Genomic DNA, 23,743 nt, shown 5'->3' on the forward strand with positions numbered 1-23,743 from the left:
GATCATGGCGGCATGTCTTCCGCCCCTGTTCTGTTCGTCGCGTCCAGCGGGGGACACCTCGCCCAACTGTGTGCCCTGCGGCCGTGGTGGGAGGAACGAGAACGGGCCTGGGTCACGTTCCGCACCCCCGACGCGGAGTCCGCACTCGCCGGCGAGGACGTGCGCTGGGCCTACCACCCGACCACCCGCCACCTCGGCAACCTGGTGCGCAACACGGTGCTGGCCGCGCGCACGCTCGCGCGCACGCGACCCTCGGTCGTGGTCAGCACGGGCGCCGGAGTCGCCCTGCCGTTCTTCGCACTGGCCTGGTTGCTGCGGATCCCCACCGTCTACATCGAGGTCTACGACCGCATCGACACCCCGACCCTGACCGCTCGGCTGTGCCGTCCGTTCACCCGCCTGTTCCTCGCCCAGTGGGAGGAACAGCGCGCGTTCATGCCAACCGCGATCACCGTAGGGCCGCTGCTATGACCGAGCTTCGCATCCAGGCCGATCCCCGGCCGCTCATCCTCGTCACGGTCGGCACCGACCACCATCCCTTCGACCGGCTCATCGACTGGATCGACGCCTACGCCGAGCAGCACCCCGGCATCCGCGTCCTGGTCCAGCACGGTGCGACACGCGCCCCCTCGATCGCCGAGGGCATCGCCTTCCTCGAACGCGAGTGGCTGGACTCCGCGATGCGGCGGGCCACCGCCGTGGTCACGCACGGCGGCCCGGCCACGATCACCGAGGTTCGCCGGCATGGCCGGCTGCCCATCTCGGTGGCCCGCGATCCCGAGCTTGGCGAGCACGTCGATGATCACCAGCTCCGCTTCGTGGCCCGGTTGGACGAGGCGGGGATGATCCGGTCCTGTGCGAGCTCCCAACAGTTGTGGGCGACCCTGGACAAGGCGCTCAAACAGCCGGACGACTTCGTGCTGGGGGAGACCGAGGGCGAGCGGCCCGACGTGGTCCGGCGCGCCGGTTCGCTCATCGACCTGCTGGTCACCGCGGAGCGGGGGCCCGTCGACCGCCCGCTCCCGCCGCCCGCCGAGCACACCGAGATGCCCGACGTGACCGTCGTGGTGCCCACCCGCGACCGGCCCGAGCTGCTGCGCCGCACGCTGCGCGCCATCGCCGTACAGGACTACCCCGGCCGGATCGTCACACTGGTGGTCTACGACCACGACGAGCCCGACCACTCCCTCGCCGAGGACGGCGGCGACCGGCCGGTCCGGGTGGTGACCAACACCCACAGCCCCGGCCTCGCCGGTGCGCGCAACACCGGGGTGCTCGCCGCCGAGACCGACCTCGTCGCGTTCTGCGACGACGATGACACGTGGCTGCCGAGCAAACTGCGCCGCCAGGTCGAGGTGCTGCTGGCGGAGCCCGAGACCGAGATCGTGTGCTGTGGTATCCGGGTCGCCTACGAGGCGACCGAGGCCGATCGGATCCTGGAGCGCACCACGATCACCTTCGCCGACCTTCTGCGTTCCCGGCTGACCGAGCTGCACCCCTCCACCTTCGTGATCCGCCGCGATGCGATGGTGCACGGCTGCGGGACGGTCAGCGAGGAGATCCCCGGCAGCTACGGCGAGGACTACGAGCTGCTGCTGCGCCTGGCCCGTAGGGCCGCCATCCGCAACGTCCCCGAGGTGGGGGTGCGGGTGCTGTGGCATCCACGCTCCCACTTCACCGGCCGTTGGCAGACGATCTCGACGGCCCTGCGCTGGCTGCTGACGGAGTACCCGGAATTCCGGCTGGTCCGGGCCGGTTACGCGCGGGTGGCGGGACAGATCGCCTTCGCCGAGGCGGCGGCCGGTCGCCGGCGCGCCGCGCTCGCGTGGGCCGCCGCCACGCTGCGCGCCCGGCCACGGGAGCCGCGCGCCTACCTCGCCCTGGCAGTGGCGTGCGGGGTGTCCCCCAACGCCGTCCTGCGCGCGTTGCACCTGCGGGGCAAAGGGGTGTGACCGCGGGACCGGGCCGGTCTTCACGGCCCGGTCCCGTCGCGCGGCCCCACCGGTGCGCTGTCACACCGCCGTGGTGTCATGTCCGGATGGACCGCGCCATCGAGGAGACCAACCGGCGGATGTTGCGCGCCCGGGACGCGATGGACCGCGCCTACGGTGCCCCTCTGGACATCCCCGCCCTCGCCCGGATCGCTCACGTGTCCGAGGCCCACTTCATCCGGACGTTTCGCGCCACCTTCGGTGAGACGCCCCACCGTTACCTGCAACGGCGTCGGGTGGAGCGCGCGATGTTCCTGCTGCGCACGACCGAGCACAGCATCACCGAGATCTGCTTCGACGTGGGTTTCAACAGCCTGGGAACGTTCGGCCGCACGTTCCGCGCCATCGTCGGGGAGTCCCCGGGTGCCTACCGGCTGCGCGGCCCGCTGCCCGCCGTGCCGAACTGTTTCGCGATGGCCTGGATGAGACCGAGCAGTCTCGGAGCAGCCGCCCCGGCGGTAGACGACTAGCGTCGTCACCGTGTTCACCGCGATCGCGCGGTCTCAGATCTTCGTCTTGGCCCAGGACGAGACACTCGATTTCCACGTCGGCGAACTGGGTCTTGAGGTGGGTGCCGAGGCCGACCTGGGCTTCATGCGCCGGCTGACCGTCCACGCCCCCGGCGGCCCCTCCCGCCAGATCCCGCTGGAGCGGCCGGAGCCCCCGCCATGGACGAGGCGACGGCGCGGCAGGTCCGTGAGATGGTCGCCAAGGGCGCCATGGGCGGCCGGCTCATCCTGGCCACCGACGACTGCCGGAAGACGTATGAGCTGCTCGAACGGGGCGTGGAGTTCACCGATCCGCCGCTCCGGCGCCCCTACGGCATCGACTGCGGCCTGCGCGCCCCCTTCGGCGATCGGGATCCGGATCGGGCGGCTCGACCCCCTTCCCTAGTTCCCCGCCGACCGTCGCGGGCGTCCCCCGACCGGCCCATGGCCGGGTCGGTCGGGGTGGGAAGCGGTCAGTCGCGCTCCTGGCGGGGATCGTCGCCGATCCCCTTCAGTTTGTCGACGAGCTCCAACGCCTCCAGGATCGCCTCACGGGCCTCGTCGGGGATGTTGAGGTAGTCGTGCCGGCTGGCCTCGACGAACCCCTCGCGGGCGGCCTCGTTCTTCAGCACCCGGAAGTCGCAGGTGGGAGCGGTCATGTCATCCCAGATCTGCACCGCCCGGACCCGCTCGTACTTGGTCAGGGTCTCGGGGATCTCGGCGTACCACTGGGCGGTGGCGTCGGGATCGCCGGGGATCGGCACGGTCCCGGCCTCGCCGATCATCACCGGCTTGTCCGGGTCGATGCCGTGCCGCTCGCCCTCGGTCTGCACCCACTCGTACATGGGCGCCAGGGCCTCCTCGAACGACAGGACGTGGTCCCATCGCGGCTGCAGCTCGCAGCCGGTCATGTTGTAGGCCTCCCAGCTGATCCAGTCGACGTAGTCGTTGCCCGGCCACAGGCCCGGCAGACGGTCGAAGTTGTGCGGCCAGCCGGTCACGTTCCACACGAAGATCGCGTTGTCCGCGCCGTTGTCGCGGTACAGGTCGACGATGTGCCGCCACGCCTGGACGAACTCCCGTGGGGTGCCGCGCTTGTTGTAGCGACGGTTGGCGTCGGCCTCGTGGTCGAAGGTGATGAACACGGGCGCGCCGAGCTCGGCGACGCCCCGGGCCTGGGAGCGCAGCGAGTCGTCGAAGCGTCCCTCGATGATGTCGCTGTAGTCCACCGCGGGATGGCCCTTCCTGGTGAACCTGCGCGCCTCGACGTTGGCGTGGATGAAGCGCCCCTCGGCGGCGAGGTGCCGTTCCCGTTCGTTGGGCAGCTCGTGCTGGTCCACCCCGTGCCAGGTGTAGACGATGTCCATCCGCCGCCCGCTGGCCTCCTCCAGCGGGTAGACGTTGCCCCGCCACGGGCTGGCTCCCCACCAGACGCCGCACGACGGTTCGAGGATCTCGTCGACGCGGCAGTCGGGATCGGTCCCGGGAGAGGGAACGGTCGAGGGCCGCGGCGAGGGCGTACCGTAACCGGGCGGCAGGGAGAACGCCGGATGTGACGGGGTCGGGGAGGGCGCGTCGTGCCCTCCGATGGTCGTGGACGGTTCGTAGGTGGGCGAATCCGAAGGGTCGTCGTGCACGTTCGCGGGCCGTATGGTGTAGTCGCCGCAGCTGGTGACGAACAGTGTCACCGCGATGAACAGGGCGCCGGACCATGCGGCCCGGTGCCGTTGGCGACCTGGCCGAACCCGGCCCGTCCCTTTGCCCGATCCCCCCGTCTTCGCGGAATCATCTTTTCCGCGCATACACAACTGATTACCATATGAACACTTCTCGTAACGCTAAGTAACGGAAAACGGCGAGTTGCGGACCATCGGCATAGCCCGGGTCACGTTCTACCGGCGATCGCCCCCCCGCGGCCCCACAGCGCGCGTGGTCGCGCCCGCGTCCCTCCCGGTCCGGGCGCGCCGCCCACGGATCACCGGGGCCGCGACGGGGCACGGGGCGTCGGCCATCGCCGGCGGCGCGATCCGCCGCCCCTCGCCCTGATCGGACACGGGCCGCCGGGTTCCCCGAGGACGTCGACGAGGCCGGCCGGCGCCGCCGGCCCCCCATGCGCCGGCCCGGTCCGAACCCGCCGGACGGGCCGTGGCGGCTCAGTAGCCGTACCGCCGCCGCACCGGGGCGGTCAGCGCCGAGACGACGACCCGGTGCCGGACGGCGAGCCCGCTCCGCCACGCGGTGTCCGCCCGCACCTCGACGGGCCCCGTGGTGAAGCGCATGGGGTTGCCCGAGACCGTATGGGACTCCGACAGCCTCACGGTGCCGTCCACGGCGACGGGGACGTCCCCGCGGTGACCGGCGAACTCCGCGATCGCGCGGAACTCCGCCGCCGGCGCCGCGACGAAGTCCTCGTAGCGCACCCGGCGGGTGGGGACGCCGGCGCGGGCCAGCGCTGCGAACACCGTGTTCTGCGCCATCCACTGCACCGCCGCGCGCGGCGGGGAGTAGCGCGCCATCTCCTGTTCGAGGCTGCTCGCGGTCGCCTCCGGACGCGGCAGCCGCTTGCCCCAGGAGTGGGCCACGGCACGCGGGTCGCGCACGACGTGCAGGACGCGCAGCCCGCCGCCGTAGCGTCGGCGCAGGCACGCCGCGAGTGAGGCGTGCTTGCTGGAGTCGACCACGACCTCACAGCCGCTCACGGCCGCCACCGCGGCGTAGAGGCGGTCGTACAGGGCCGTGTAGCGCGCCACGCGCTCGGCCATCCCCTCGGGCAGGTCCCGCCCCAGCAGCCGGGGGACGAAGCGCGTACGGTCCACCGAGTCCTTCAGCGCCAGCACCTCGGACGGGTCCAGGCGTTCCCAACCGCCGAACGCCTCGACGCCGACCTCACGCCAGAAGCCGCAGTCGCGGAACGGCGCCCCACACCCACAGGGCTCACCGTCCACCAGGCTACGCCGCCACATGTGCACGACCTCGCCGACCGAGCACACACCGGGAAGCTCGCCGAGAAGCCGTTCGATCAGGGTCGACCCGGAGCGGCCGATGCCCCCCACAAAGACCAGCCGGAAGTTGTCCATGGGTAGCCATACTGCCACGCTCGGTAGCGTTCGCGGCGAGGGCGGGCCGTCGGGGCCGCCGGCGAACCGGGTCGGGCCGGACGGGCGGGACCCCTCGTCCGAAGGGGTGGCCGTGGCCGCCCGGCCCACGGTCGGCTCAGCCGGTCTGGACGATCATGCCGGCCCCCACCGTCGTGTTCGTCCCCTCGTCGATGAGGACGAACCCGCCGGTGAGGCGGTTGCGCTTGTACTCGTCGGCGAACAACGGCTGGGTCGCGCGCAGGCGCACCCGGCCGATCTCGTTGAGGGAGAGGCGGTCTGCGGCCTCGTCCCGGTGGAGGGTGTTGACATCGAGCCGGTAGTGGAGGTCGCGGACCATCACCTTGGCCGTGCGCGTCGTGTGCTTGACGATCAGCCGGGAACGCGGGGTGAGGTCGCGCGCCTCCGACATCCAGCACACCATCGCGTCGATGTCCTGGGTGACGGCCGGCTGGTTGTTGGGCCGGCAGATCATGTCGCCTCGGGAGATGTCGATGTCGTCCTCCAACAGGAGCGTGACCGACATCGGCGCGAACGCCTCCTCGACCTCCCCGTCGGCGGTGAGGATGCGGGAGATCCGGGTCGGCAGGCCCGAGGGCAGGTGGACGACCTCGTCGCCCGGCTTGAGCACGCCTCCGGCGACCTGACCGGCGTACCCGCGGTAGTCGTGCAGCCGGGGGTCGTCGGCGCGCTGCGGCCGGATCACGTACTGCACCGGGAACCGCACGTCGATGAGGTTGCGGTCGGAGGCGATGTGCACGTTCTCCAGGTGGTGCAGCAGCGAGGGGCCGTCGTACCACGGCATGTTGAGGGAGCGCTCGACCACGTTGTCCCCGTGGAGCGCGGAGATCGGGATGAAGGTCAGGTCGGTGACGTCGAGCTTGGTGGCGAAGGCCGAGAACTCGCGCTTGATCTCCTCGAAGCGCGCCTGGTCGTAGTCGACCAGGTCCATCTTGTTGACCGCGAGCACCAGGTGCGGGACCTGGAGCAGGGTGGCCAGGAAGGCGTGGCGGCGGCTCTGCTCCTGGAGCCCCTTGCGGGCGTCGACGAGGATGATCGCGAGGTCCGACGTCGACGCCCCGGTGACCATGTTGCGCGTGTACTGGATGTGGCCGGGGGTGTCGGCGATGATGAAGGTCCGGCGCGGCGTCGCGAAGTAGCGGTAGGCCACGTCGATCGTGATGCCCTGTTCGCGTTCGGCGCGCAGACCGTCGGTGAGCAGGGCCAGGTTGGTCTGCTCCTCGCCTCGGGTGCGGCTGGTCCGTTCGACCGCGTCGAGCTGGTCCTCGAAGATCGACTTGGAGTCGTACAGCAGGCGGCCGATCAGTGTGCTCTTGCCGTCGTCGACGGACCCGGCCGTCGCGAATCGCAGGATGTCAGTGCTCATGTGCAGGTGTCCCCAGGGGTCGATAAGGGCGCGGCGGTGGAGCGTGGGGTGCGGGAGAGGGCGTCCCGCCGGGCGGGTCTAGAAGTAGCCCTCGCGCTTACGGTCCTCCATGGCCGCCTCGCTGGCGCGGTCGTCGGCGCGGGTCTGTCCGCGCTCGGTGATGCGGGTCGCCGCGATCTCGGCCATGACCTCGTCCAGCTCGGTGGCCGAGGAGCGAACCGCGCCGGTGCAGGTCATGTCGCCGACGGTGCGGTAGCGGACCATGGCCTCGAACACCGGTTCGTCGTCGTCCCGGGAGATGAACGGGCTGTCGGCGAGCAGGATCCCGTCGCGCTCGAACACCCGGCGCCGGTGCGCGAAGTAGATCGAGGGGAGTTCCAGCCGCTCGCGCGCGATGTAGCCCCACACGTCGAGTTCGGTCCAGTTCGACAACGGGAAGACGCGGATGTGCTCGCCGCGGTTGATGCGGGTGTTGTAGATGTTCCACAGTTCGGGCCGCTGGTTCTTCGGGTCCCACTGGCCGAACTCGTCCCGGAAGGAGAACACCCGCTCCTTGGCCCGCGCCTTCTCCTCGTCGCGTCGCGCCCCGCCGAACGCGGCGTCGAAGCCGTTGTCCTCGATGGCTTCGAGCAGGGCCGCGGTCTGCAACCGGTTCCGGCTGGCCCAGCGCCCGGTGGGCTCGGTGACCTTGCCGGCGTCGATCTGCTCCTGGACCGAGGCCACGACCAGGCGGACCCCGGCCTGGGCCACCCGGCGGTCCCGGTACTCCATGACCTCGGGGAAGTTGTGCCCGGTGTCGACGTGCATGACCGGGAACGGGATCGGTCCCGGCCAGAACGCCTTCTCCGCGAGACGGAGCATCACGATGGAGTCCTTGCCGCCGGAGAACAGCAGAACCGGCCGCTCGAACTCGGCGGCCACCTCCCGCATGATGAAGATCGCCTCGGCTTCGAGGAAATCGAGTTGGGAGAGTTGGTAACGCCCCAGGGCCGCCGACTGACTCATGAAACCGCCTCGCTCGCGTCACTTCCGGACGCGGGAGCCCTCAGCCCCCCGCGTGTGGTCCGGCGCTGTCCAGATCCGCGACGTTGCGGATACTGGCCAACAACATACTCGACAATTCCGGTCGGCATACAAGGATATCGGGGAGCGACGGATCGGTCTCGTTGTAGGTCAGCTTCGAGCCGTCGATTCGCGAGGCGTGCAGGCCGGCGGCCCGCGCCACGGCCACCGGGGCCGCGCTGTCCCACTCGTACTGTCCACCGGCGTGCAGGTAGATGTCGGCGATCCCCAACAGCACCGCGCAGATCTTCGCGCCGGCCGACCCCATCGGGACGACCTCGGCGCCGAGCCGGGTCGCGAGCCGCTGCACGAACTCCGGTGGCCGGGTCCGGCTGGTGGTGATGCGCAGTCGCTGGTCGGCCGGACGCTCCTCGGGCAGCCACGGCGGGTCGACCGTGGACAGCGTGCTGCCCTGGGCCGGCAGCGACACCGCCCCGGCCACCAGGTCGCCGTTCTCCCACAGCGCGACGTGCACCGCCCAGTCGCCCCGTCCCGCCTCGGCGAACTCACGCGTCCCGTCGAGCGGGTCGATGATCCACACGCGCCGGGCCGACAATCGGGCGGGGTCGTCGACCCCCTCCTCGGAGAGGACCGCGTCACTGGGGCGCAGGCGTCCCAGCGCGGAGAAGAGGAACTCGTGGGAGAGTCGGTCTCCCAGGGTGCGCAGGACGTCGGGCTCCTCGAAGCCGTGCCGGTCCCGCAGCCGGAGCAACTGCTGCCCGGCTTCGGTGGCGAGGTCGCGCGCCACCTCGTGGTCGTTTCGGATGCTGCTCACCAGACTCAGTATGCTCCCGCCCCGCGGATCACCGCTGAACACGTCTTCCACAGGATCTGGACGTCGAGGGTCAACGACCAGTTTTCCACGTACCTCAGATCCAGCCGGACGGATTCCTCCCAGGAGAGGTCGGAACGTCCACTGACCTGCCACAGCCCGGTCATTCCCGGCTTCACGACGAGCCTCCGCCGTACGTCGTGACCATAGCGGGCCACCTCCTCGGGCAGCGGGGGCCGCGGCCCCACCAGGGACATGTGCCCCAGCAAGACGTTGAACAGCTGCGGCAGCTCGTCCAGCGAATAGCGCCGCAGCCAGGCCCCCAGCGGGGTGACCCGCGGGTCCTTGCGCATCTTGAACAGCACGCCGTCGTGCTCGTTGCGGGGGCGCAGCACCGCCTTGAGCGCCTCCGCTCCGACCACCATCGTACGGAACTTGTAGACGGTGAACTCGGCCCCGTCCTTGCCCACGCGGGTCTGCCGGAACAGGGCCGGTCCGGGTCCCCCCATCCGGATCAGCAGGGCCAGCACCACGAACAACGGGGACAGCAGCACCAGCGCGCACGCCGCGGCCACCCGGTCGAACAGCCCCTTCACCAGGCGGCGCACACCGGCCAGCTCCGGGTGCTCCACGTGGAGCAGCGGCAACCCCGCCACCGGGCGGATCGTGGTCCGGGGACCGGCCACCTCCATCAGGGCGGGCGCGACCGTCAGGTCGGTGCCGCTCTTCTCCAGCTCCCAGGCCAGCCGGCGCAGCTCCACCCCGTCCATCTCGGGACAGGACAGCACCGCCACCGTGTCCGCGCGGACCACCCCCACCACGGCCGGGATGATCGAGAAGTCCCCGTAGACGGGACAACCGTCCACATCGGTGACGCCGGAGTCGTCCCAGGAGCCGGGCAGGCACACGCCCACGACGTTCATCCCGTGATAGGGCTCCGAGCGGAACTGCCGGATCAGCTCCCGCGCGGCCTCCCGGTGCCCCACGACCACGACCCGCCGCATGCACGCCCCCCTCGTCCGCATGCGGTGCAGGCGCTTGCGCAGCGCGTAGCGCAGGACCAGGCTGAGGAGGGTGGTGGCCGGCAGGGCCACCAGCACGTAGCCGCGGGCGACGTCGGTCTGACTCGTGTAGGCGGTGATCGCCACGGTCGCGGTCAGCGTGGCCCCGGCGGTCAGGACCCGCCGGAACTCCTCGGTCCCCACCCCGATGAAGCGGCGCTCGTAGCCGCCGGCCACCGCGATCACCGCCGCCCACAGCAACGGCAGCGCGAGGGACAGCATCACGTAGGGGGACGTCGCCGGCGCGGGGACCACGTCGGCGAAGCGGGTCTGTGCCACGCCCAGCCCGGCGACCGCGGCCGCCCCCATGTCAACCGCGAGAAGGGCGCGAACGTAGGAACGTGTCCATCCCGGGGACGGTGACGTCGCGACGGTCCGTATCCGTTTGACGTCGGTCCGCACGCCACTCAATACGGCCATAAACTCCCACCTTCGACGGGGACCCCCTGTTTCCACGCACAACGACGTCACACAACGGCGGAGCCGGTCTCATTGGTGGGGATCAGGGGGCGCGGAATGCGCTCTGACCCGTAAAGAGTAGCTAAACGTGATCACTCTGTCGCGTGACGTGACGGATCGTAATCAGAAAAGCCCTCTGAGCAGCGCGGATAACGGATGGCTGTAAGTTCTCCGCCACCCCGCAGACGACGAGGGGCCTCCCGCTCGGGCGGAAGGCCCCTCGTCAGCCGCGGCGCGGCTCAGCGCGCGGTGTGGAACACGTTCTGGGCCCGCTCCAGGCCGTCCTTGAGCACCGCCTCGACGGCGTCGGCGGCCAGCTCGACGTTGAGGTCCAGCTCCTTGGCCTCGGTCGAGGAGAAGTTCGTCAGCACGTACTTGGCCGGGTCCATGCTCCCCGGCGGCCGACCCACGCCGAACCGCACCCGAACGTAGTCGGGGCCGCCCAGCGACGCGGAGATCGAACGCAGACCGTTGTGGCCACCGGCGCCCCCGCCGCGCTTGAGCCTGAGCGTGCCGTAGGGGATGTCGAGCTCGTCGTGTACGACGAGAACGCGCTCGACCGGGATCTTGTAGAAGGAGCACAGCCCGGCGACCGGGCCACCGGACAGGTTCATGTAGGAACGCGGCTTGGCCAGCACGACCGGGACCCCCGCCAACCGGGTCTCGACCACCTGGGCGTTCGCCTTGTGGGACTTCCAGCGTTCGCCCCCACGCCGGGCCAGCGTGTCGACGACCATGAACCCGGCGTTGTGCCGATGCCCCGCGTAGTTGGGTCCGGGGTTGCCCAGACCCACGATCAGCCACCTCTCGGTGTTCACGTCACTCCCATGCGCCTCGGGGGAGCGGTCCTCCGACACGAATGCGCGGCCCCCCGACAGGCGTCGCAGGAGACCGCGCATCATCGGCGGAAGACCCGTTCCGGGGCTTACTCGGCTTCCCCGGCGGGAGCCTCGGCGACCTCGGCGTCAGCGGCCTCGCCCGTGGGGGCCTCGGCGCCCTCGCCCTCGATCTCCTCCTCGGTGCGCTCGGCGGCGACGGTGAGGAGGATGGTCTCGGCGTCGGTGGACAGCTCCACACCGGAGGGCAGCTTCAGGTCGCCGGCGGTGACGTGCGCGCCGACCTCAAGGCCGTCGACGTCGAACTCGACGCCCTCGGGGATGTGGGTGGCCTCGGCGAGCACCTCGACCTGGACGAGCTCCTGGTTGAGCACGCCGCCCTTGGCGATCTCGCCCGTGAGGTTCACCGGGATCTCGACCGCGACCTTCTCGCCCCGCTTGACGACCAGCAGGTCGACGTGCTCGAGGAAGCCCTTGATCGGGTCGCGCTGGACGCTCTTGGGCAGGGCCAGGTTGTCCTTGCCCTCGATGCCGTCGACACGCAGCAAGACGTTGGGGGTCTTCAGGGCGAGCATCAGGTCGTGGCCCGGCAGGTGGATGTGGCGCGGCTCGGTGCCGTGGCCGTAGAGGACGGCCGGCACCTTACCCGCGCGGCGGGCGCGACGAGCGGCACCCTTCCCGAACTCGGTGCGCGGTTCGGCAGCGATGCGTACCTCGGACACGACGAAACTCCTCGGGATCACCCCCGCAATGGCGGGGAAACACGACTTCTGTAGAACCACTCCCGCATGGGGCGGGGAGACCCGCATTCACGGGGAACACGACCGCGCCGCGCCACCCAGAGAGCCCACGCGACCGCGGGGACGAGCCCCACAGACGCGGGGACACTCATTTCAGTCTACCGGCTCGCGGGACGACTCCGGACACGGGCGGCAGGCCCGGGACGCGATCCTTTCCCGGGCCTGCGTCGTGGGACTAGCTCGCGCCCTCGAACAGGCTGGTGACCGAGCCGTCGCTGAAGACCTCGTTGATGGCCCGGGCCAGCAGCGGGGCGATCGACAGCTGGGTCAGCTTGTCGAAGGAGCGCTCCTTGGGCACCGGCAGCGAGTTGGTGATGACGACCTCGGAGATCCGGGAGTTCTGGAGGCGCTCCGCGGCCGGCCCCGACAGCACGCCGTGCGTGGCGGCGGCGATGACCTTCGAGGCGCCCTGCTCGAACAGCGCGTCGGCGGCCTTCACGATCGTGCCGGCGGTGTCGATCATGTCGTCGACCAGGATGCAGGTGCGGCCCTCGACCTCGCCGACCACCTCGTGCACCTTGACCTCGTTGGCGACGTCGGGGTCGCGCCGCTTGTGGATGATCGCCAGCGGCGCGCCCATCCGGTCGGCCCAGCGGTCCGCGGTGCGGACGCGTCCGGCGTCGGGAGAGACCACGGTGGCGTCGGCGACGTCGACCTGCGAGGCGACGTAGTCGGCGAGGATCGGCAACGCGAAGAGGTGGTCCACCGGGCCGTCGAAGAAGCCCTGGATCTGGTCGGTGTGCAGGTCGACCGCCATGAGCCGGTGCGCGCCCGCGGTGTAGAACAGGTCCGTCATCAACCGGGCGGAGATGGGCTCGCGCCCGCGGTGCTTCTTGTCCTGCCGGGCGTAGCCCAGGAAGGGCGTCACGACGGTGATGCGCTTGGCCGAGGCCCGCTTGAGCGCGTCCACCATGATGAGCTGCTCCATGATGGACTCGTTGATCGGGTCGGAGTGGCACTGCAACACGAAAGCGTCGCAGCCGCGCACCGACTCCAGGTAACGCACGAAGATCTCGCCGTTGGCGAAGTCCTGGAACTTCGTCGGCGCCACGTCGATACCGAGCTGTTCGGCCACCTGTCCTGCCAGCTCAGGGTGGTTGCGCCCTGAGAAGAGCATGAGTTTCTTCTGACCTGCGGCCTTCATGCCGGTCACTGCTGTTTCCCCCACAATCAGTCGCTCGCAGCGCTGTTCTCGTCCGCCCGTCGCGCGGCCTCGGCCGCGGGCGTCCCAGGGCGCTTGCGCTGTACCCACCCCTCGATGTTGCGCTGCTGACCGGCCGAGACCGCCAGTGCGCCGGGTGGGACGTCTTCGCGGACCACCGTTCCGGCGCCGGTGTAGGCGCCGTCCCCGACCCGGACGGGCGCGACGAACATGTTGTCGCTGCCGGTGCGGGCGTGGTCGCCGATGGTCGTGCGGTGCTTGGTGACACCGTCGTAGTTGACGAACACCGACGAGGCGCCGATGTTGACCCCACGGCCGATGTCGGCGTCGCCGACGTAGGTCAGGTGCGGAACCTTCGTCCCCTCGCCGATGTTGGCGTTCTTCACCTCGACGTAGGTGCCGATCTTGACCTTGCGGTCCAGCACCGCGCCGGGACGCAGGTAGGCATAGGGACCGACGGTCGCCTCGGGGCCGATGAGCGCCTCGTGGGCGACGGTCATCGACACCACCGCGTCGGCGCCGACCTCGGTGTCACGCAGGACCGTGGCCGGACCGATGTGGGCGCCCTCGCCGACGACGGTGCGCCCCTGGAGCTGGGTCTGCGGTTCGATGACCGCGTCACGGCCGACGCGGACCCCGGCGTCGACCCAGGTGGTGGCGGGGTCGACGATGGTCACGCCGTCGCGCATGAGAGCGGTGAGCAGCCGGTCGTTGAGCAGCCGGCGGGCCTCGGCGAGCTGGACGCGGTCGTTGACCCCCTGGATCTCGACCCAGTCGCCGGCCAGCGCCGCGCCGACGCGGTGACCGTCGCCGCGCAGGATCCCCACGGCGTCGGTGATGTACTCCTCGCCCTTGGCGTTGTCCGTGGACAGCCGCTTGACGACGTCGCTGAGGAGGGCGCCGTCGAAGGCGTACATGCCGGAGTTGATCTCGTCGATGGCGAGCTGCGCCTCGTCGGCGTCGGCGTGCTCGACGATCCCGGTGAAGACGCCATCGGCGTCGCGGACGATCCGGCCGTACCCCGCGGGGTCGGGGACCCGGGCCGAGAGCACGGTGACGGCGTTCCCGGCCTCCTCGTGGGCGGCGACGAGCCCGGCCAGCGTCGCGCCGCGCAGCAGCGGCGTGTCGCCGTAGGCGAGCACGACCGTGCCCGACAGCTCGACACCCTGCTCACGCAGCGACTCCACCGCCATGCGGACGGCGTGGCCGGTGCCGTTCTGGCTGTCCTGGACGGCGGTGCCGACTCCGGGGGCCACATGCTGGAGGTGCTGGACGACCTGCTCGCGCCCGTGGCCCACGACGACCACGGTGCGCTCGGGGTCGAGTTCGGCGGCCGCGGCCAGGACGTGGCCTAGCATGCTGCGGCCGCAGATCTCGTGCAGGACCTTGGGAAGCCGGGACTTCATTCGGGTGCCCTCGCCCGCCGCGAGGACGATGACGGCAGCCGGGCGGCTCACGCTCACTGGCGGAGACTCCTCATGTCGCTGGCGGATGATCTGTGCGTCGGCGCACGACGGGATCGAACCCACGAAGCCGACGTGACGTGTCGGCGAAACTGACGGCAGTTTGCGGGCGCGCGAACAGAGAAGAGCCCGGGCCGACATGGGCAGCATACATCCGGGGCAATGCGACGGTGGGGGCGGTCCCACCCGGAGGACGGGACGCCGCGCCCGGCTCCGTCGGAGGCCGGGGCCGTGGGCGGCCCGCTCGGCGCGCCGCCTGTGAGATCGGCTACCCCCGCAGCGAGGCGGACCTGAAGGGCTCCCGGGCTAGGACTCGAACCTAGAACAGACGGACCAAAACCGCCGGTGTTGCCGATTACACCACCCGGGACCGCGATCAGAGCACACCCGGACCGACGTCGCTTCCGATCGGGGTTCGACCGCTGAGGCAAACGATAGCGGGTCGTCCCCACCAGAGCACACCCATATGTCGCGGTCAGGCCGCGCCGAGGTGACACGCCCCTCTCCCCTTTTGTCGCGAGCGGGACTTTGCCGCCTGTTTTCCCGCTCACATCTTGCCAAACCTACGGCTGCGTAGGTTACGGTTACGTAGGTATAGGTTACGCGGCCGTCGTCCGGGCGTCGCGTCCTCGCCCCTACCCGGCGAGGACGCGACGATTCACACAACGGCCTTGAACGAGGTGGGCAGATGACCACAGCACCCGAGACCGCTCTCGACTCCACGAAACGCACGCCCGAGCCGGAGCTGGACCCGGAGGGCCAGTCACTCGGCAACCGGATCACGGTCTTCTTCTTCGTCCTGGTCCCCCTGCTCGCTCTCATCGCGGCCGTCCCCTTCGCCTGGGGGTGGGGACTGACCTGGCTCGACATCGCCATCGGCGCCGTGTTCTACGTCATCGGCGGCCTGGGCATCACCGTGGGCTTCCACCGGCACTTCACCCATGGCTCCTTCAAGGCCAAGCGCCCGCTGCGCATCGCCCTGGCCATCGCCGGCAGCCTCGCCATCGAGGGCGGCGTCATCAAGTGGGTCGCCGACCACCGCCGTCACCACAAGTACGCCGACGCCGAGGGCGACCCGCACTCGCCGTGGCGCTTCGGCGACGACTGGCGTTCGGTCGCCAAGGGCCTGTTCTACGCGCACATGGCCTGGATGTTCCTCAGCGAGGAGAAGACCTCTCCCAAGCGCTTCGCGCCCGACCTGCTCAAGGACAAGGACCTCGTCAAGATCGACCGCTGGTTCGGCGCGATCGTGTTGTTCTCGCTCCTGGCCCCGGCCGTGATCGGCGGTCTGATCACCATGTCCTGGTGGGGGGCCTTCACCGCCTTCTTCTGGGGCGGCCTGGTGCGCGTGGCCCTGCTGCACCACGTGACCTGGTCGGTCAACTCGATCTGCCACACGATCGGTGAGGAGAACTTCGAAGTCCGCGACCGTTCGCGTAACGTGTGGTGGCTGGCGATTCCCTCGTTCGGGGAGTCCTGGCACAACCTCCACCATGCCGACCCCACCTGCGCCCGGCACGGCGTCCTGAAGGGTCAGATCGACATCTCCGCTCGCGTCATCTGGGCCTTCGAGAAGCTGGGCTGGGCCACCAAGGTGCGCTGGCCCAACGCGGAACGTCTCGCCGCCAAACGCGTCAGCGTCTGATCTGATTGGCGATCATGGAAGCCGTGAGCGAGCAGAAACCCCGGTCCCGCAGGAAGCGCATGACCGGCAAGGAACGTCGAGAACAACTTCTCGACATCGGGCGGGAACTGTTCGCCGAGCGCGGCTTCGACGGTACGTCGATCGAGGAGATCGCGGCTCGGGCGGGCGTCTCCAAACCCGTGGTCTATGAGCACTTCGGCGGCAAGGAGGGCATCTACGCCGTCGTCGTGGACCGTGAGATGCAGCGGCTGCTGGGCATGGTCAGCGACGCCCTGATCGGTGACCACGCCCGCACCAAGCTGGAGCGCGCGGCCTTGGCACTGCTGCGCTACATCGAGGAGAGCAGCCAGGGTTTCCGGATCCTGGCCCGCGACTCCCACGCCGCGTCGGCCACGGGGAGTTTCGCCAGTCTCATCAGCGACATCGCCTCACAGGTCGAGCACATCCTGGCCGAGGAGTTCAAGTCACGCGGCTACGATCCCAAGCTCGCCCCGCTGTACGCGCAGTCGCTGGTGGGCATGGTCGCCCTCACCGGACAGTGGTGGCTGGAGGTGCGCAAGCCCAAACGCGAGGTGGTCGCCGCGCACCTGGTCAACCTGGCCTGGAACGGCCTGTCGAGCCTGGACCCCAAACCGCGGCTGGAGAGCGCGTAACGGCGCCGTGCCGCCGGGTGCCCCTGCCGGCCGGAGCCGCGCCGCCGGATCGGTTGAGGGGGAACTCGCTCTCCGACCGCACTATCTCGATATCGAGAGATAAGCTGTGGCCATGCGCGACGAGGTTGATGGGCTGGTCGAGGCGTGGCGGGCGGAACGCCCCGACCTCGACGTCGAGCCGCTCCAGGTCCTCAGCCGGGTCTCCCGCCTGGCCCGGCACCTGGACCGCGCACGACGCACGGTGTTCACCGAACACGGCCTGGAGCCGTGGGAGTTCGACGTGCTCGCCGAGCTCCGCCGCTCCGGACCGCCCTACGAGCTGAGCCCGGGCCGCCTGCTGCGCGCCACGCTCGTCACCTCCGGCACCATGACCAACCGGATCGACCGCCTCGCCGCGGCCGGCCTGGTGCGCCGCTTCCCCGATCCCGCCGACAAGCGGGGCGTCCTGGTCCGCCTGACCGATGAGGGCCGGGAGCGGGTCGACGGCGCGCTGACCGCGCTGCTGGACTACGAGAAGACGATCCTGGGAGCGATGCCCGCCTCGGAGCGGCGCCGGCTCGCCGCCCTGCTCAGGTCCCTGCTGTCCCCCCTCGACGAGCCCGACCCCCGCCAGCGCACCTGAGACCGTGGACGGGCGCGTCCCGGCGCGGCCGTCCCGACCGCCTGTGCCCGGACGTCCCGAGGAGCAGACGTGACCCCACGCAGATGGGCCTCCGCCATGGCCGCCGCCGCCCTGACCCTCCTGGCCGGATGCACCGCCGCCTCGGAAGGTCCGTCCACGGCGCCCTCCGACCTCCCGCGTCACTACCTGTCCCTGGGAGACTCGCTGGCCGTGGGGGCCCGCCCCGACGGGACCGGCGGCCTGGTCGAGACCGACGAGGGCTACCCCGACGTGCTCGCGCGCACCCTGCGGGAACGCCTCCCCTCCCTGGAACACGAGCGGCTGGGGTGCTCGGGAGAGGACAGCGCGAGCTTCCTCGGCGGAGGGGCGCCGGGATGCGACCACCCGGCCGGGTCCCAGCTCGCCGCGGCCGAGGGGTTCCTCCGCGAGCACCGTGACCGGACCACGCTGGTGACGATCGACATCGGCGCCAACGACGTCATGCGCTGCGCCTCCCTGACGGAGGGGCTCTCGTCCGCGCGCATCGACGAGACCTGCGTCCGCGAGGGGCTGTCGGCCGTCGAACGCAATGTCCCGCAGATCGCCGAGCGGCTGCGCGCCGCGGCCGGCGAGGACGTCCCCATCGTCGGCATGACCTACTACAACCCGTTCCTCGCCGTCCTGCTGCTCGACGGCGCCGGGACGGCGGCCCCACCCCTGGCTGAGGGGCGCGCCCCCGGGGAACTCGCCCGCTACTCGGCGGACGTCGTGGCCGAGCTGAACGCGACGCTCACCGACGCCTACGCCTCCGCGGGGATCGAGGTCGCCGACGTCGCCGCGGCCTTCGACTCCGACGATTTCCAGGTCCCCGCCGACAGCGAGACCGGCCTGCCCGCCAACGCGCAACTGATCTGCGACACCACCTGGATGTGCGACATCGGGGTGGGGCCGGACATCCATCCCCGCCCCTCCGGAGCCGAGCGGATCGCCCGGACGTTCGCCGACACGCTCGAAGGGACCTGAGCCGGCGTAGCGCGCGGCGCGGGGAGGACGGGGCGGGGCGGCCCGGCACCGGGCCGCCCCGCGGGCTACTCGCCCAGTTTCTCCGCCTCGATGAGCCAGAGTTCCTCCAGCTCCTCACGCTCGGCGGTGAGCGTCTTGAGCTCGGCGTCGAGCTCGGCCAGCCGGGTGTAGTCGTTGGCGGCCCCGGCCATCAGGTCGTGCAGCTCGGCCTCCCGGGCGCCGATGCGGTCGATGCGGCGCTCGATGCGCTGCATCTCCTTCTGCACCGCCCTGCGCTCGCCGGCCGACAGCCCCGGCTCCGCGCGCTCGGCGGCCAAAGGACCGGACCGGTCCCCCGAGCCGCCCGAGACGGGGACCCGCCCGGACTCCGGGTCGACGCGCCGGGCCAGGTACTCGTCGACACCGCCCGGCAGGAACACCATGCGGCGGTCGCCCAGCAGCGCGAGCACCTTGTCGCACACCCGCTCCAGGAAGTAGCGGTCGTGGCTGACCAGGACGAGCGACCCGGGCCACCCGTCGAGCAGGTCCTCAAGCTCGTTGAGCGTCTCGATGTCGAGGTCGTTGGTCGGCTCGTCCAGGAGCAGCACGTTCGGCTCGTCCATGAGCAACCGGAGCAGCTGGAGACGCCGCCGCTCCCCGCCCGACAGGTCGCCGATCGGGGTCCACTGGCGTTCGCCCCGGAATCCGAAGCGTTCCAGCATCTGGCTGGCCGAGTACTCGCGCTTGCCGATCGTGACGTGCTCGCGCACGTCCATCACGGTCTCCAGCGGGCGCCGGCCGGGGTCCAGCTCGGTGAGGTTCTGCGACAGGTGCGCGAGCCGCACCGTCTTGCCCCTGCGCACCCCGCCCTCGTCGGGCTCGCGGTCACCGGCGAGCACGCGCAGCAGCGTGGTCTTGCCGGCGCCGTTCACACCGACCAGCCCGACCCGCTCGCCGGGCCCGAGCTGCCAGGTGAGACGTTCCAGCAGGGTGCGGTCGCCCACGCGCAGCGTCACGTCGTCGAGGTCGATGACGGTCTTGCCGAGCCGCGAGGTCGCGAACCTGACCAGCTCCACCGTGTCGCGGACGGGCGGCACGTCGGCGATGAGCTCGTTGGCGGCCTCGATCCGGAACTTGGGCTTGGAGGTGCGGGCGGGCGGGCCGCGGCGCAGCCAGGCGAGTTCCTTGCGCATGAGGTTCTGCCGGCGTTCCTCGGCCGCCTGCTCCAGGCGACGGCGCTCGGCCTTGGCGAGCACGTAGGCGGCATAGCCGCCCTCGTAGCGTTCGACCCGGCCGTCCACGACCTCCCACGTGCGGTTGGTGACCGCGTCGAGGAACCAGCGGTCGTGGGTGACGACCACCAGGGCCTCACGGCGTGCCCGCATGTGCTCGGCGAGCCAGGCGATGCCCTCGATGTCGAGGTGGTTGGTCGGCTCGTCCAGCAGGATCAGGTCGTGGGTCTCGACGAGAAGCCGCGCGAGTGTCGCCCGGCGCCGCTCCCCGCCCGACAGGTTCGCCATCGGGAGGTCGAGGTCCCAGCCGCCCAGGAGGCCGCGCAGCACGTCGCGGATGCGGGCGTCGCCCGCCCACTCGTGCTCGGAGCGCTCCCCGAGCACGAACGCGCCGACGGTGGTGTCGGGAAAGGAGTCGCGCTGGTGCAGGAACCCGACGCGCAGGCCGCGGTTGTGCACCACCCTGCCGGAGTCGGGCTCGACACGTCCGGCGACCACGGACATCAGCGTGGACTTGCCACCCCCGTTACGGCCGACGACGCCGATCCGGTCCCCCTCGTCGACCCCGAGCGAGACCGAATCGAGGAGCACCAGCGGCCCGTAGGCGAGGGAGACGTCCTGAAGGTTGACCAGATTCATCGTGGTTCCATTGTGCTGGCTCCACCCGACCGCGCGGACCATTCCTCTTCCTGCGCGCACTCCCCGAAACGCCGGCGACCCCCGCCGATCATCGTGCGAGGGCTCGCCGGTCGCGGGGTCAGGCGGCGAAGAAGGAACGTACGGCGGCGGCGATGCCCGGCACGTCGAGGCCGTGGAGGCGATCATGGTCGGCCGTCGTCCCATAGGCCCGCACCTCCGTCTCGCGGGAGACCCCCAGCGACCTTTGCCGGTGCCGCCGGTCCTCCAACGCGACCGCGACCTCGGGGGCGGAGGTTCCCGCCAGGTAGGGCTCGACCACCATCACGTCGGCCCGGCCGGCCGCCGCGACGATCCTGTTCAGCCCCGCGCGGTCGAACGGTCGCACCGTGGCCAGGTAGGCCACCGTCACGTCGACCCCCTCCGTCGCGGCGAGCACCCGGTCCAGCATCGGCCCCACCGCCACGACCACTCCCAGTGACCGCGCCGACCCCGCCCGGACGACCACCATGCCCTGTCCCACCGGACGGGCCGCCGCGTTGCCCCGGGAGGACAGGCGCAGGTAGACGCGCTCGTCCGAGGCCAGCGCGGAGCGCAGCAGGTCCGGCACCTCGTCCTGGTGGCCGGGGACGTGCACGGTCCAGCCCGGCAGGGTGTCCAGCAGGGCGACGTCGCCCGGCGCCATGTGGGTGCGCCCGGCCTCGGGCGCGTCGTAGGAGCCGCCGATGCTGACCAGCACCGCGCCGACGTCCTGGTGTCCCAGGTCGAGTTTGACCTGCTCGAACGGACGCTCCAGCAGGAAGGGGGTGTAGGTGTGCACGACCGGGCGCAGACCGGTCAACGCCAGGCCGCCGGCGACACCGATCATCAACTGCTCGCGTATGCCGACGTTGATGACCCGGTCCGGGTGCCGGGCGGCCACCGCGGTGAACCGATCGGCGGAGATGTCGGCGAGGACCAGGGCCACCCGGGGGTCGGCGTCCAGCGCCTCGGTCACGGTGGTGATGAACACCTCCCGCATCTCCTGGGAGGTGACGGTCGGTGGGACGGTCAGGGTCATCTGTTGTCACTCCTTGGGTGCGACCCGGGCCACGACGGCCAGCGGGTGTCCGGTGTGGGGGGCGGTGAACGCCTCGTAGAGGGCCGCGTGGTCGCGTCCGTTGACGGTGCGGGTGGCCCACCCCTCACGGGCGAACCGGTCGGCGATGCCGCCCGGCCAGCCGAGTGACGCCGAGCGGTTGTCGATGACGACGGCGGTGAGTTCGGTCATCCCGAGCCTTCCGGCGACCGCGATCGCCTCGTGGTTGCTGCCCTCGTCCAGTTCGGCGTCGCCGAGGAGGACGACGACGCGCGGGGTGGTGCGGCCCTGGGCGCGCAGCCCCAGCACCGTGCCCAGGGCGAGCCCCAGGCCGTGTCCGAGCGAACCGCTGCCGATCTCCACCCCGGGGATGAGGGTCCGGTCGGGATGCTGTCCGAGCGGGGAGTCGACGCGGTTCCAATGGCGCAGCGTGCGCGCGTTGAGGAACCCCTTCGCCGCGAGCACCGCGTAGTAGCAGATCGGCCCGTGCCCCTTGGAGAGGAGGAACCGGTCACGGTCGGGGTCGTCGATCCGGTCGGGGGCCACGTTGAGGACGCGGTCGTAGAGGACCCAGAGCACATCCAGGGTGGACGTCGCGGCCGCCTGGTGTTTCTCGTCGCCTGACATCAGTCCGATGAGCGCGGGCAGATCGGCGTACCTGGAAAGAGTCGTCGTCGCCATGCCGCCAGTCTCGAACCTCGAGTTAACTAGAGGTCAAGCGTCCGGACCCTGGAACGGAGAGTGACGTGGCACACCTTCCCGTACGACTGACCATCGGCCAGCTGGCCGAACGCAGCGGCGTACCGCACACCACCCTGCGCTTCTACGAGGAGCGCGGCCTCATCACCAGCGAGCGCACCAGCGGCAACCAGCGCCGCTACCACCGCAGCACGCTGCGCCGGCTCGCGTTCATCTCGGCCGCCCAGCGCGTCGGCCTGTCCCTGAGCCAGATCCACGACGCGCTGGCGACCCTGCCCGACCAGCGCACCCCGACCGCCGCCGACTGGGCGCGCCTGTCCGAGCAGTGGCGGACCGAGCTGGACACCCGCATCGACGCGCTGCAACGGCTGCGCGACCGGCTCACCTCGTGCATCGGGTGCGGGTGTCTGTCGCTGCGCTCGTGCGGCCTGCACAACCGCGACGACGTTCTCGCCGCCAACGGCCCCGGGGCTCCCCTGCTCAAACCGGCGCGGGAGGGCGGCATGTGACCCGCCGCCCGGCCGTCTCCACGGGCTTGCCGGCGCTCAGCCGACCACGGTGGTACCGGGCACGTCCCCGTGCGCCCGGACCGTGCGCGCGCACCGCCCCGACCCGTCGAGCGCGGCGGCCACCTCGGCCGCCGCGGTCTCGTCGGCCGCGAGGAAGGCGCACGTCGGCCCCGACCCCGACACGATCGCGCCGAGCGCGCCGGCCCGCCTGCCCGTCGTCAAGACGTCGCGCAACCGCGGGCGCAGCGAGAACGCGGCCCGCTCCAGGTCGTTGGAGAGGGCGGCGCCCAGCGCCCGGGCGTCGCCGGCGGCCAGTGCCGCCACGAGGTCGTCATCGAGCCTGGGCCGCGGCGCGTCCGGGCGCAACCGGTCGTACTCGGCGAACACCGAAGCGGTGGACAGGCCCGCCTCGGCCAGGGCGAACACCCAGTGGAAGCGGCCACGGCAGGGCACCGGGGCCAGGCGCTCGCCCCGCCCGGTGCCCACGGCCGTCCCACCGACCAGGGGGAAGGGCACATCGCTGCCGAGCTCGGCGGCGAGCCGCAACAGCTCCTCCCTCGGGACCCCCGTCCCCCACAATGTGTCGCACGCCACAAGGGTGGCCGCGGCGTCCGCGCTGCCCCCGGCCATGCCGCCGGCCACCGGAATGGCCTTGCGCAGGTGGATTCGGACAGGACCGCCGGCACCCGTCTCACGTGCCAGAAGTCGAGCGGCCTTGGCGGCCAGGTTGCTGGCGTCCAGCGGGACGTCCGCGGCGCGGGAGCCGATCTCGCCGTCGATGCTCAGCGACACCGGCCCCCGGCCCGAACCGGGTTCCCCCGGCGTGACGGTAACCTCGTCGAAGAGCGAAACAGCGTGAAAGACATTGACCAGATCGTGGTATCCATCTTCACGCGCTGGCCCCACCGCTAGCTGAAGGTTCACCTTCGCGGGTACCCGGACGGTTACGGCGGTCATAGCGGTCACGAGTCCTAGATCGTAAAGGAAACCCCACCCCCGTGAACCCACCCGTCCACATGGGCTGTTCACGCGGTTCACTTCCCGTGTCCGCGACAGCGGACGGCTCCGCCCTTTCCTCCCCGGCCCCCGTCGCCCTTGCGACACGGCTGGCC

22 protein-coding genes and 1 tRNA gene are annotated in these 23,743 nt (G+C 70.9%); 8 read left to right on the forward strand and 15 right to left on the reverse strand.

What is annotated here, in order from left to right; genetic code table 11:
- The first annotated feature begins 12 nt into the window (after positions 1 to 12).
- From B5D66_RS20575 to B5D66_RS20585, 3 genes are all read left to right on the forward strand, one after another.
- A complete protein-coding gene (locus B5D66_RS20575; protein WP_078763429.1) occupies positions 13 to 471 on the forward strand; it encodes a glycosyltransferase family 28 protein in 459 nt (152 codons plus the stop codon).
- Positions 468 to 1,952: a glycosyltransferase gene (locus B5D66_RS20580; RefSeq protein WP_078763430.1), complete on the forward strand. Its 1,485-nt coding sequence runs from the start codon at positions 468 to 470 to the stop codon at positions 1,950 to 1,952. The genes B5D66_RS20575 and B5D66_RS20580 overlap by 4 nt, the downstream gene beginning before the upstream one ends.
- A gap of 86 nt (positions 1,953 to 2,038) precedes the next feature.
- Positions 2,039 to 2,461: a helix-turn-helix domain-containing protein gene (locus B5D66_RS20585; protein WP_078763431.1), complete on the forward strand. Its 423-nt coding sequence runs from the start codon at positions 2,039 to 2,041 to the stop codon at positions 2,459 to 2,461.
- 491 nt (positions 2,462 to 2,952) lie between these two features.
- Here B5D66_RS20585 and B5D66_RS20595 read toward each other — a convergent pair whose 3' ends face one another.
- The 11 genes from B5D66_RS20595 to B5D66_RS20645 all read right to left on the reverse strand — a co-directional run bounded on the left by B5D66_RS20595 (position 2,953) and on the right by B5D66_RS20645 (position 14,946).
- Positions 2,953 to 4,167 carry a glycoside hydrolase family 26 protein gene (locus tag B5D66_RS20595; protein ID WP_394330075.1) on the reverse strand — a complete coding sequence of 405 codons (1,215 nt, stop codon included), beginning with the start codon at positions 4,165 to 4,167 and terminating at the stop codon, positions 2,953 to 2,955.
- Positions 4,168 to 4,632: 465 nt separating this feature from the next.
- Positions 4,633 to 5,556 (reverse strand): sulfotransferase family protein, encoded by a 924-nt coding sequence (locus B5D66_RS20600; protein ID WP_078763432.1) that lies wholly within the window; start codon positions 5,554 to 5,556, stop codon positions 4,633 to 4,635.
- Between the two features lie 136 nt (positions 5,557 to 5,692).
- Positions 5,693 to 6,985, reverse strand: a complete 1,293-nt coding sequence (gene cysN / locus B5D66_RS20605) for a sulfate adenylyltransferase subunit CysN (RefSeq protein WP_268805606.1) — start codon at positions 6,983 to 6,985, stop codon at positions 5,693 to 5,695.
- A 54-nt stretch (positions 6,986 to 7,039) separates the two neighbouring features.
- The gene (gene cysD / locus B5D66_RS20610) at positions 7,040 to 7,966 is read right to left on the reverse strand and encodes a sulfate adenylyltransferase subunit CysD (protein ID WP_078763434.1); all 927 of its coding nucleotides are present in this window, start codon (positions 7,964 to 7,966) and stop codon (positions 7,040 to 7,042) included.
- A gap of 40 nt (positions 7,967 to 8,006) precedes the next feature.
- Positions 8,007 to 8,798, reverse strand: a complete 792-nt coding sequence (locus tag B5D66_RS20615) for a 3'(2'),5'-bisphosphate nucleotidase CysQ (protein ID WP_078763435.1) — start codon at positions 8,796 to 8,798, stop codon at positions 8,007 to 8,009.
- Positions 8,799 to 8,803: 5 nt separating this feature from the next.
- Positions 8,804 to 10,276 carry a sugar transferase gene (locus B5D66_RS20620; RefSeq protein ID WP_078763436.1) on the reverse strand — a complete coding sequence of 491 codons (1,473 nt, stop codon included), beginning with the start codon at positions 10,274 to 10,276 and terminating at the stop codon, positions 8,804 to 8,806.
- Between the two features lie 278 nt (positions 10,277 to 10,554).
- A complete protein-coding gene (gene pth / locus B5D66_RS20625; protein ID WP_078763502.1) occupies positions 10,555 to 11,214 on the reverse strand; it encodes an aminoacyl-tRNA hydrolase in 660 nt (219 codons plus the stop codon).
- 26 nt (positions 11,215 to 11,240) lie between these two features.
- Positions 11,241 to 11,873, reverse strand: coding sequence for a 50S ribosomal protein L25/general stress protein Ctc (locus B5D66_RS20630; RefSeq protein WP_078763437.1), 633 nt, complete (start codon positions 11,871 to 11,873; stop codon positions 11,241 to 11,243).
- A gap of 253 nt (positions 11,874 to 12,126) precedes the next feature.
- A complete protein-coding gene (locus B5D66_RS20635; RefSeq protein WP_078763438.1) occupies positions 12,127 to 13,104 on the reverse strand; it encodes a ribose-phosphate diphosphokinase in 978 nt (325 codons plus the stop codon).
- 17 nt (positions 13,105 to 13,121) lie between these two features.
- Positions 13,122 to 14,576, reverse strand: a complete 1,455-nt coding sequence (gene glmU, locus B5D66_RS20640) for a bifunctional UDP-N-acetylglucosamine diphosphorylase/glucosamine-1-phosphate N-acetyltransferase GlmU (protein WP_078763439.1) — start codon at positions 14,574 to 14,576, stop codon at positions 13,122 to 13,124.
- A 298-nt stretch (positions 14,577 to 14,874) separates the two neighbouring features.
- Positions 14,875 to 14,946, reverse strand: a tRNA-Gln gene (locus B5D66_RS20645).
- A gap of 318 nt (positions 14,947 to 15,264) precedes the next feature.
- Here B5D66_RS20645 and B5D66_RS20650 point away from each other — a divergent pair.
- From B5D66_RS20650 to B5D66_RS20665, 4 genes are all read left to right on the forward strand, one after another.
- The gene (locus B5D66_RS20650) at positions 15,265 to 16,221 is read left to right on the forward strand and encodes an acyl-CoA desaturase (protein ID WP_078763440.1); all 957 of its coding nucleotides are present in this window, start codon (positions 15,265 to 15,267) and stop codon (positions 16,219 to 16,221) included.
- A 14-nt stretch (positions 16,222 to 16,235) separates the two neighbouring features.
- The gene (locus B5D66_RS20655; RefSeq protein ID WP_078763441.1) at positions 16,236 to 16,874 is read left to right on the forward strand and encodes a TetR/AcrR family transcriptional regulator; all 639 of its coding nucleotides are present in this window, start codon (positions 16,236 to 16,238) and stop codon (positions 16,872 to 16,874) included.
- A gap of 112 nt (positions 16,875 to 16,986) precedes the next feature.
- The gene (locus B5D66_RS20660; protein ID WP_078763503.1) at positions 16,987 to 17,496 is read left to right on the forward strand and encodes a MarR family winged helix-turn-helix transcriptional regulator; all 510 of its coding nucleotides are present in this window, start codon (positions 16,987 to 16,989) and stop codon (positions 17,494 to 17,496) included.
- 69 nt (positions 17,497 to 17,565) lie between these two features.
- Complete coding sequence (locus B5D66_RS20665) at positions 17,566 to 18,498, forward strand: SGNH/GDSL hydrolase family protein (RefSeq protein ID WP_235001127.1); 933 nt, start codon at positions 17,566 to 17,568, stop codon at positions 18,496 to 18,498.
- A gap of 65 nt (positions 18,499 to 18,563) precedes the next feature.
- On the opposite strand, the gene B5D66_RS20670 is transcribed toward B5D66_RS20665, so the two are convergent.
- From B5D66_RS20670 to B5D66_RS20680, 3 genes are all read right to left on the reverse strand, one after another.
- Positions 18,564 to 20,348, reverse strand: coding sequence for an ABC-F family ATP-binding cassette domain-containing protein (locus tag B5D66_RS20670; protein WP_078763443.1), 1,785 nt, complete (start codon positions 20,346 to 20,348; stop codon positions 18,564 to 18,566).
- A gap of 118 nt (positions 20,349 to 20,466) precedes the next feature.
- Complete coding sequence (locus B5D66_RS20675; protein ID WP_078763504.1) at positions 20,467 to 21,366, reverse strand: transketolase family protein; 900 nt, start codon at positions 21,364 to 21,366, stop codon at positions 20,467 to 20,469.
- Between the two features lie 45 nt (positions 21,367 to 21,411).
- Complete coding sequence (locus tag B5D66_RS20680) at positions 21,412 to 22,104, reverse strand: transketolase (protein WP_078763444.1); 693 nt, start codon at positions 22,102 to 22,104, stop codon at positions 21,412 to 21,414.
- Positions 22,105 to 22,169: 65 nt separating this feature from the next.
- Here B5D66_RS20680 and soxR point away from each other — a divergent pair, with 65 nt between their 5' ends.
- Positions 22,170 to 22,631: a redox-sensitive transcriptional activator SoxR gene (gene soxR / locus B5D66_RS20685; RefSeq protein ID WP_078763445.1), complete on the forward strand. Its 462-nt coding sequence runs from the start codon at positions 22,170 to 22,172 to the stop codon at positions 22,629 to 22,631.
- A 36-nt stretch (positions 22,632 to 22,667) separates the two neighbouring features.
- On the opposite strand, the gene B5D66_RS20690 is transcribed toward soxR, so the two are convergent.
- Positions 22,668 to 23,588 carry a 4-(cytidine 5'-diphospho)-2-C-methyl-D-erythritol kinase gene (locus B5D66_RS20690; protein ID WP_200813731.1) on the reverse strand — a complete coding sequence of 307 codons (921 nt, stop codon included), beginning with the start codon at positions 23,586 to 23,588 and terminating at the stop codon, positions 22,668 to 22,670.
- Between the last annotated feature and the right edge of the window lie 155 nt (positions 23,589 to 23,743).

The organism is Marinactinospora thermotolerans DSM 45154, assembly GCF_900167435.1.
Classification (GTDB): domain Bacteria; phylum Actinomycetota; class Actinomycetes; order Streptosporangiales; family Streptosporangiaceae; genus Marinactinospora; species Marinactinospora thermotolerans.

Excerpts from the sequence above, each read along its gene's own strand:
- B5D66_RS20670 (WP_078763443.1), bottom strand. The coding sequence starts at position 20,348 with ATGAATCTGGTCAACCTTCAGGACGTCTCCCTCGCCTACGGGCCGCTG.
- B5D66_RS20690 (WP_200813731.1), bottom strand. The coding sequence starts at position 23,588 with ATGACCGCCGTAACCGTCCGGGTACCCGCGAAGGTGAACCTTCAGCTA.
- B5D66_RS20620 (WP_078763436.1), bottom strand. The coding sequence starts at position 10,276 with ATGGCCGTATTGAGTGGCGTGCGGACCGACGTCAAACGGATACGGACC.
- B5D66_RS20580 (WP_078763430.1), top strand. The coding sequence starts at position 468 with ATGACCGAGCTTCGCATCCAGGCCGATCCCCGGCCGCTCATCCTCGTC.
- B5D66_RS20585 (WP_078763431.1), top strand. The coding sequence starts at position 2,039 with ATGGACCGCGCCATCGAGGAGACCAACCGGCGGATGTTGCGCGCCCGG.
- pth (WP_078763502.1), bottom strand. The coding sequence starts at position 11,214 with ATGCGCGGTCTCCTGCGACGCCTGTCGGGGGGCCGCGCATTCGTGTCG.
- B5D66_RS20680 (WP_078763444.1), bottom strand. The coding sequence starts at position 22,104 with ATGGCGACGACGACTCTTTCCAGGTACGCCGATCTGCCCGCGCTCATC.
- B5D66_RS20600 (WP_078763432.1), bottom strand. The coding sequence starts at position 5,556 with ATGGACAACTTCCGGCTGGTCTTTGTGGGGGGCATCGGCCGCTCCGGG.
- cysD (WP_078763434.1), bottom strand. The coding sequence starts at position 7,966 with ATGAGTCAGTCGGCGGCCCTGGGGCGTTACCAACTCTCCCAACTCGAT.
- B5D66_RS20650 (WP_078763440.1), top strand. The coding sequence starts at position 15,265 with ATGACCACAGCACCCGAGACCGCTCTCGACTCCACGAAACGCACGCCC.
- B5D66_RS20675 (WP_078763504.1), bottom strand. The coding sequence starts at position 21,366 with ATGCGGGAGGTGTTCATCACCACCGTGACCGAGGCGCTGGACGCCGAC.
- B5D66_RS20575 (WP_078763429.1), top strand. The coding sequence starts at position 13 with ATGTCTTCCGCCCCTGTTCTGTTCGTCGCGTCCAGCGGGGGACACCTC.
- B5D66_RS20660 (WP_078763503.1), top strand. The coding sequence starts at position 16,987 with ATGCGCGACGAGGTTGATGGGCTGGTCGAGGCGTGGCGGGCGGAACGC.
- B5D66_RS20655 (WP_078763441.1), top strand. The coding sequence starts at position 16,236 with ATGGAAGCCGTGAGCGAGCAGAAACCCCGGTCCCGCAGGAAGCGCATG.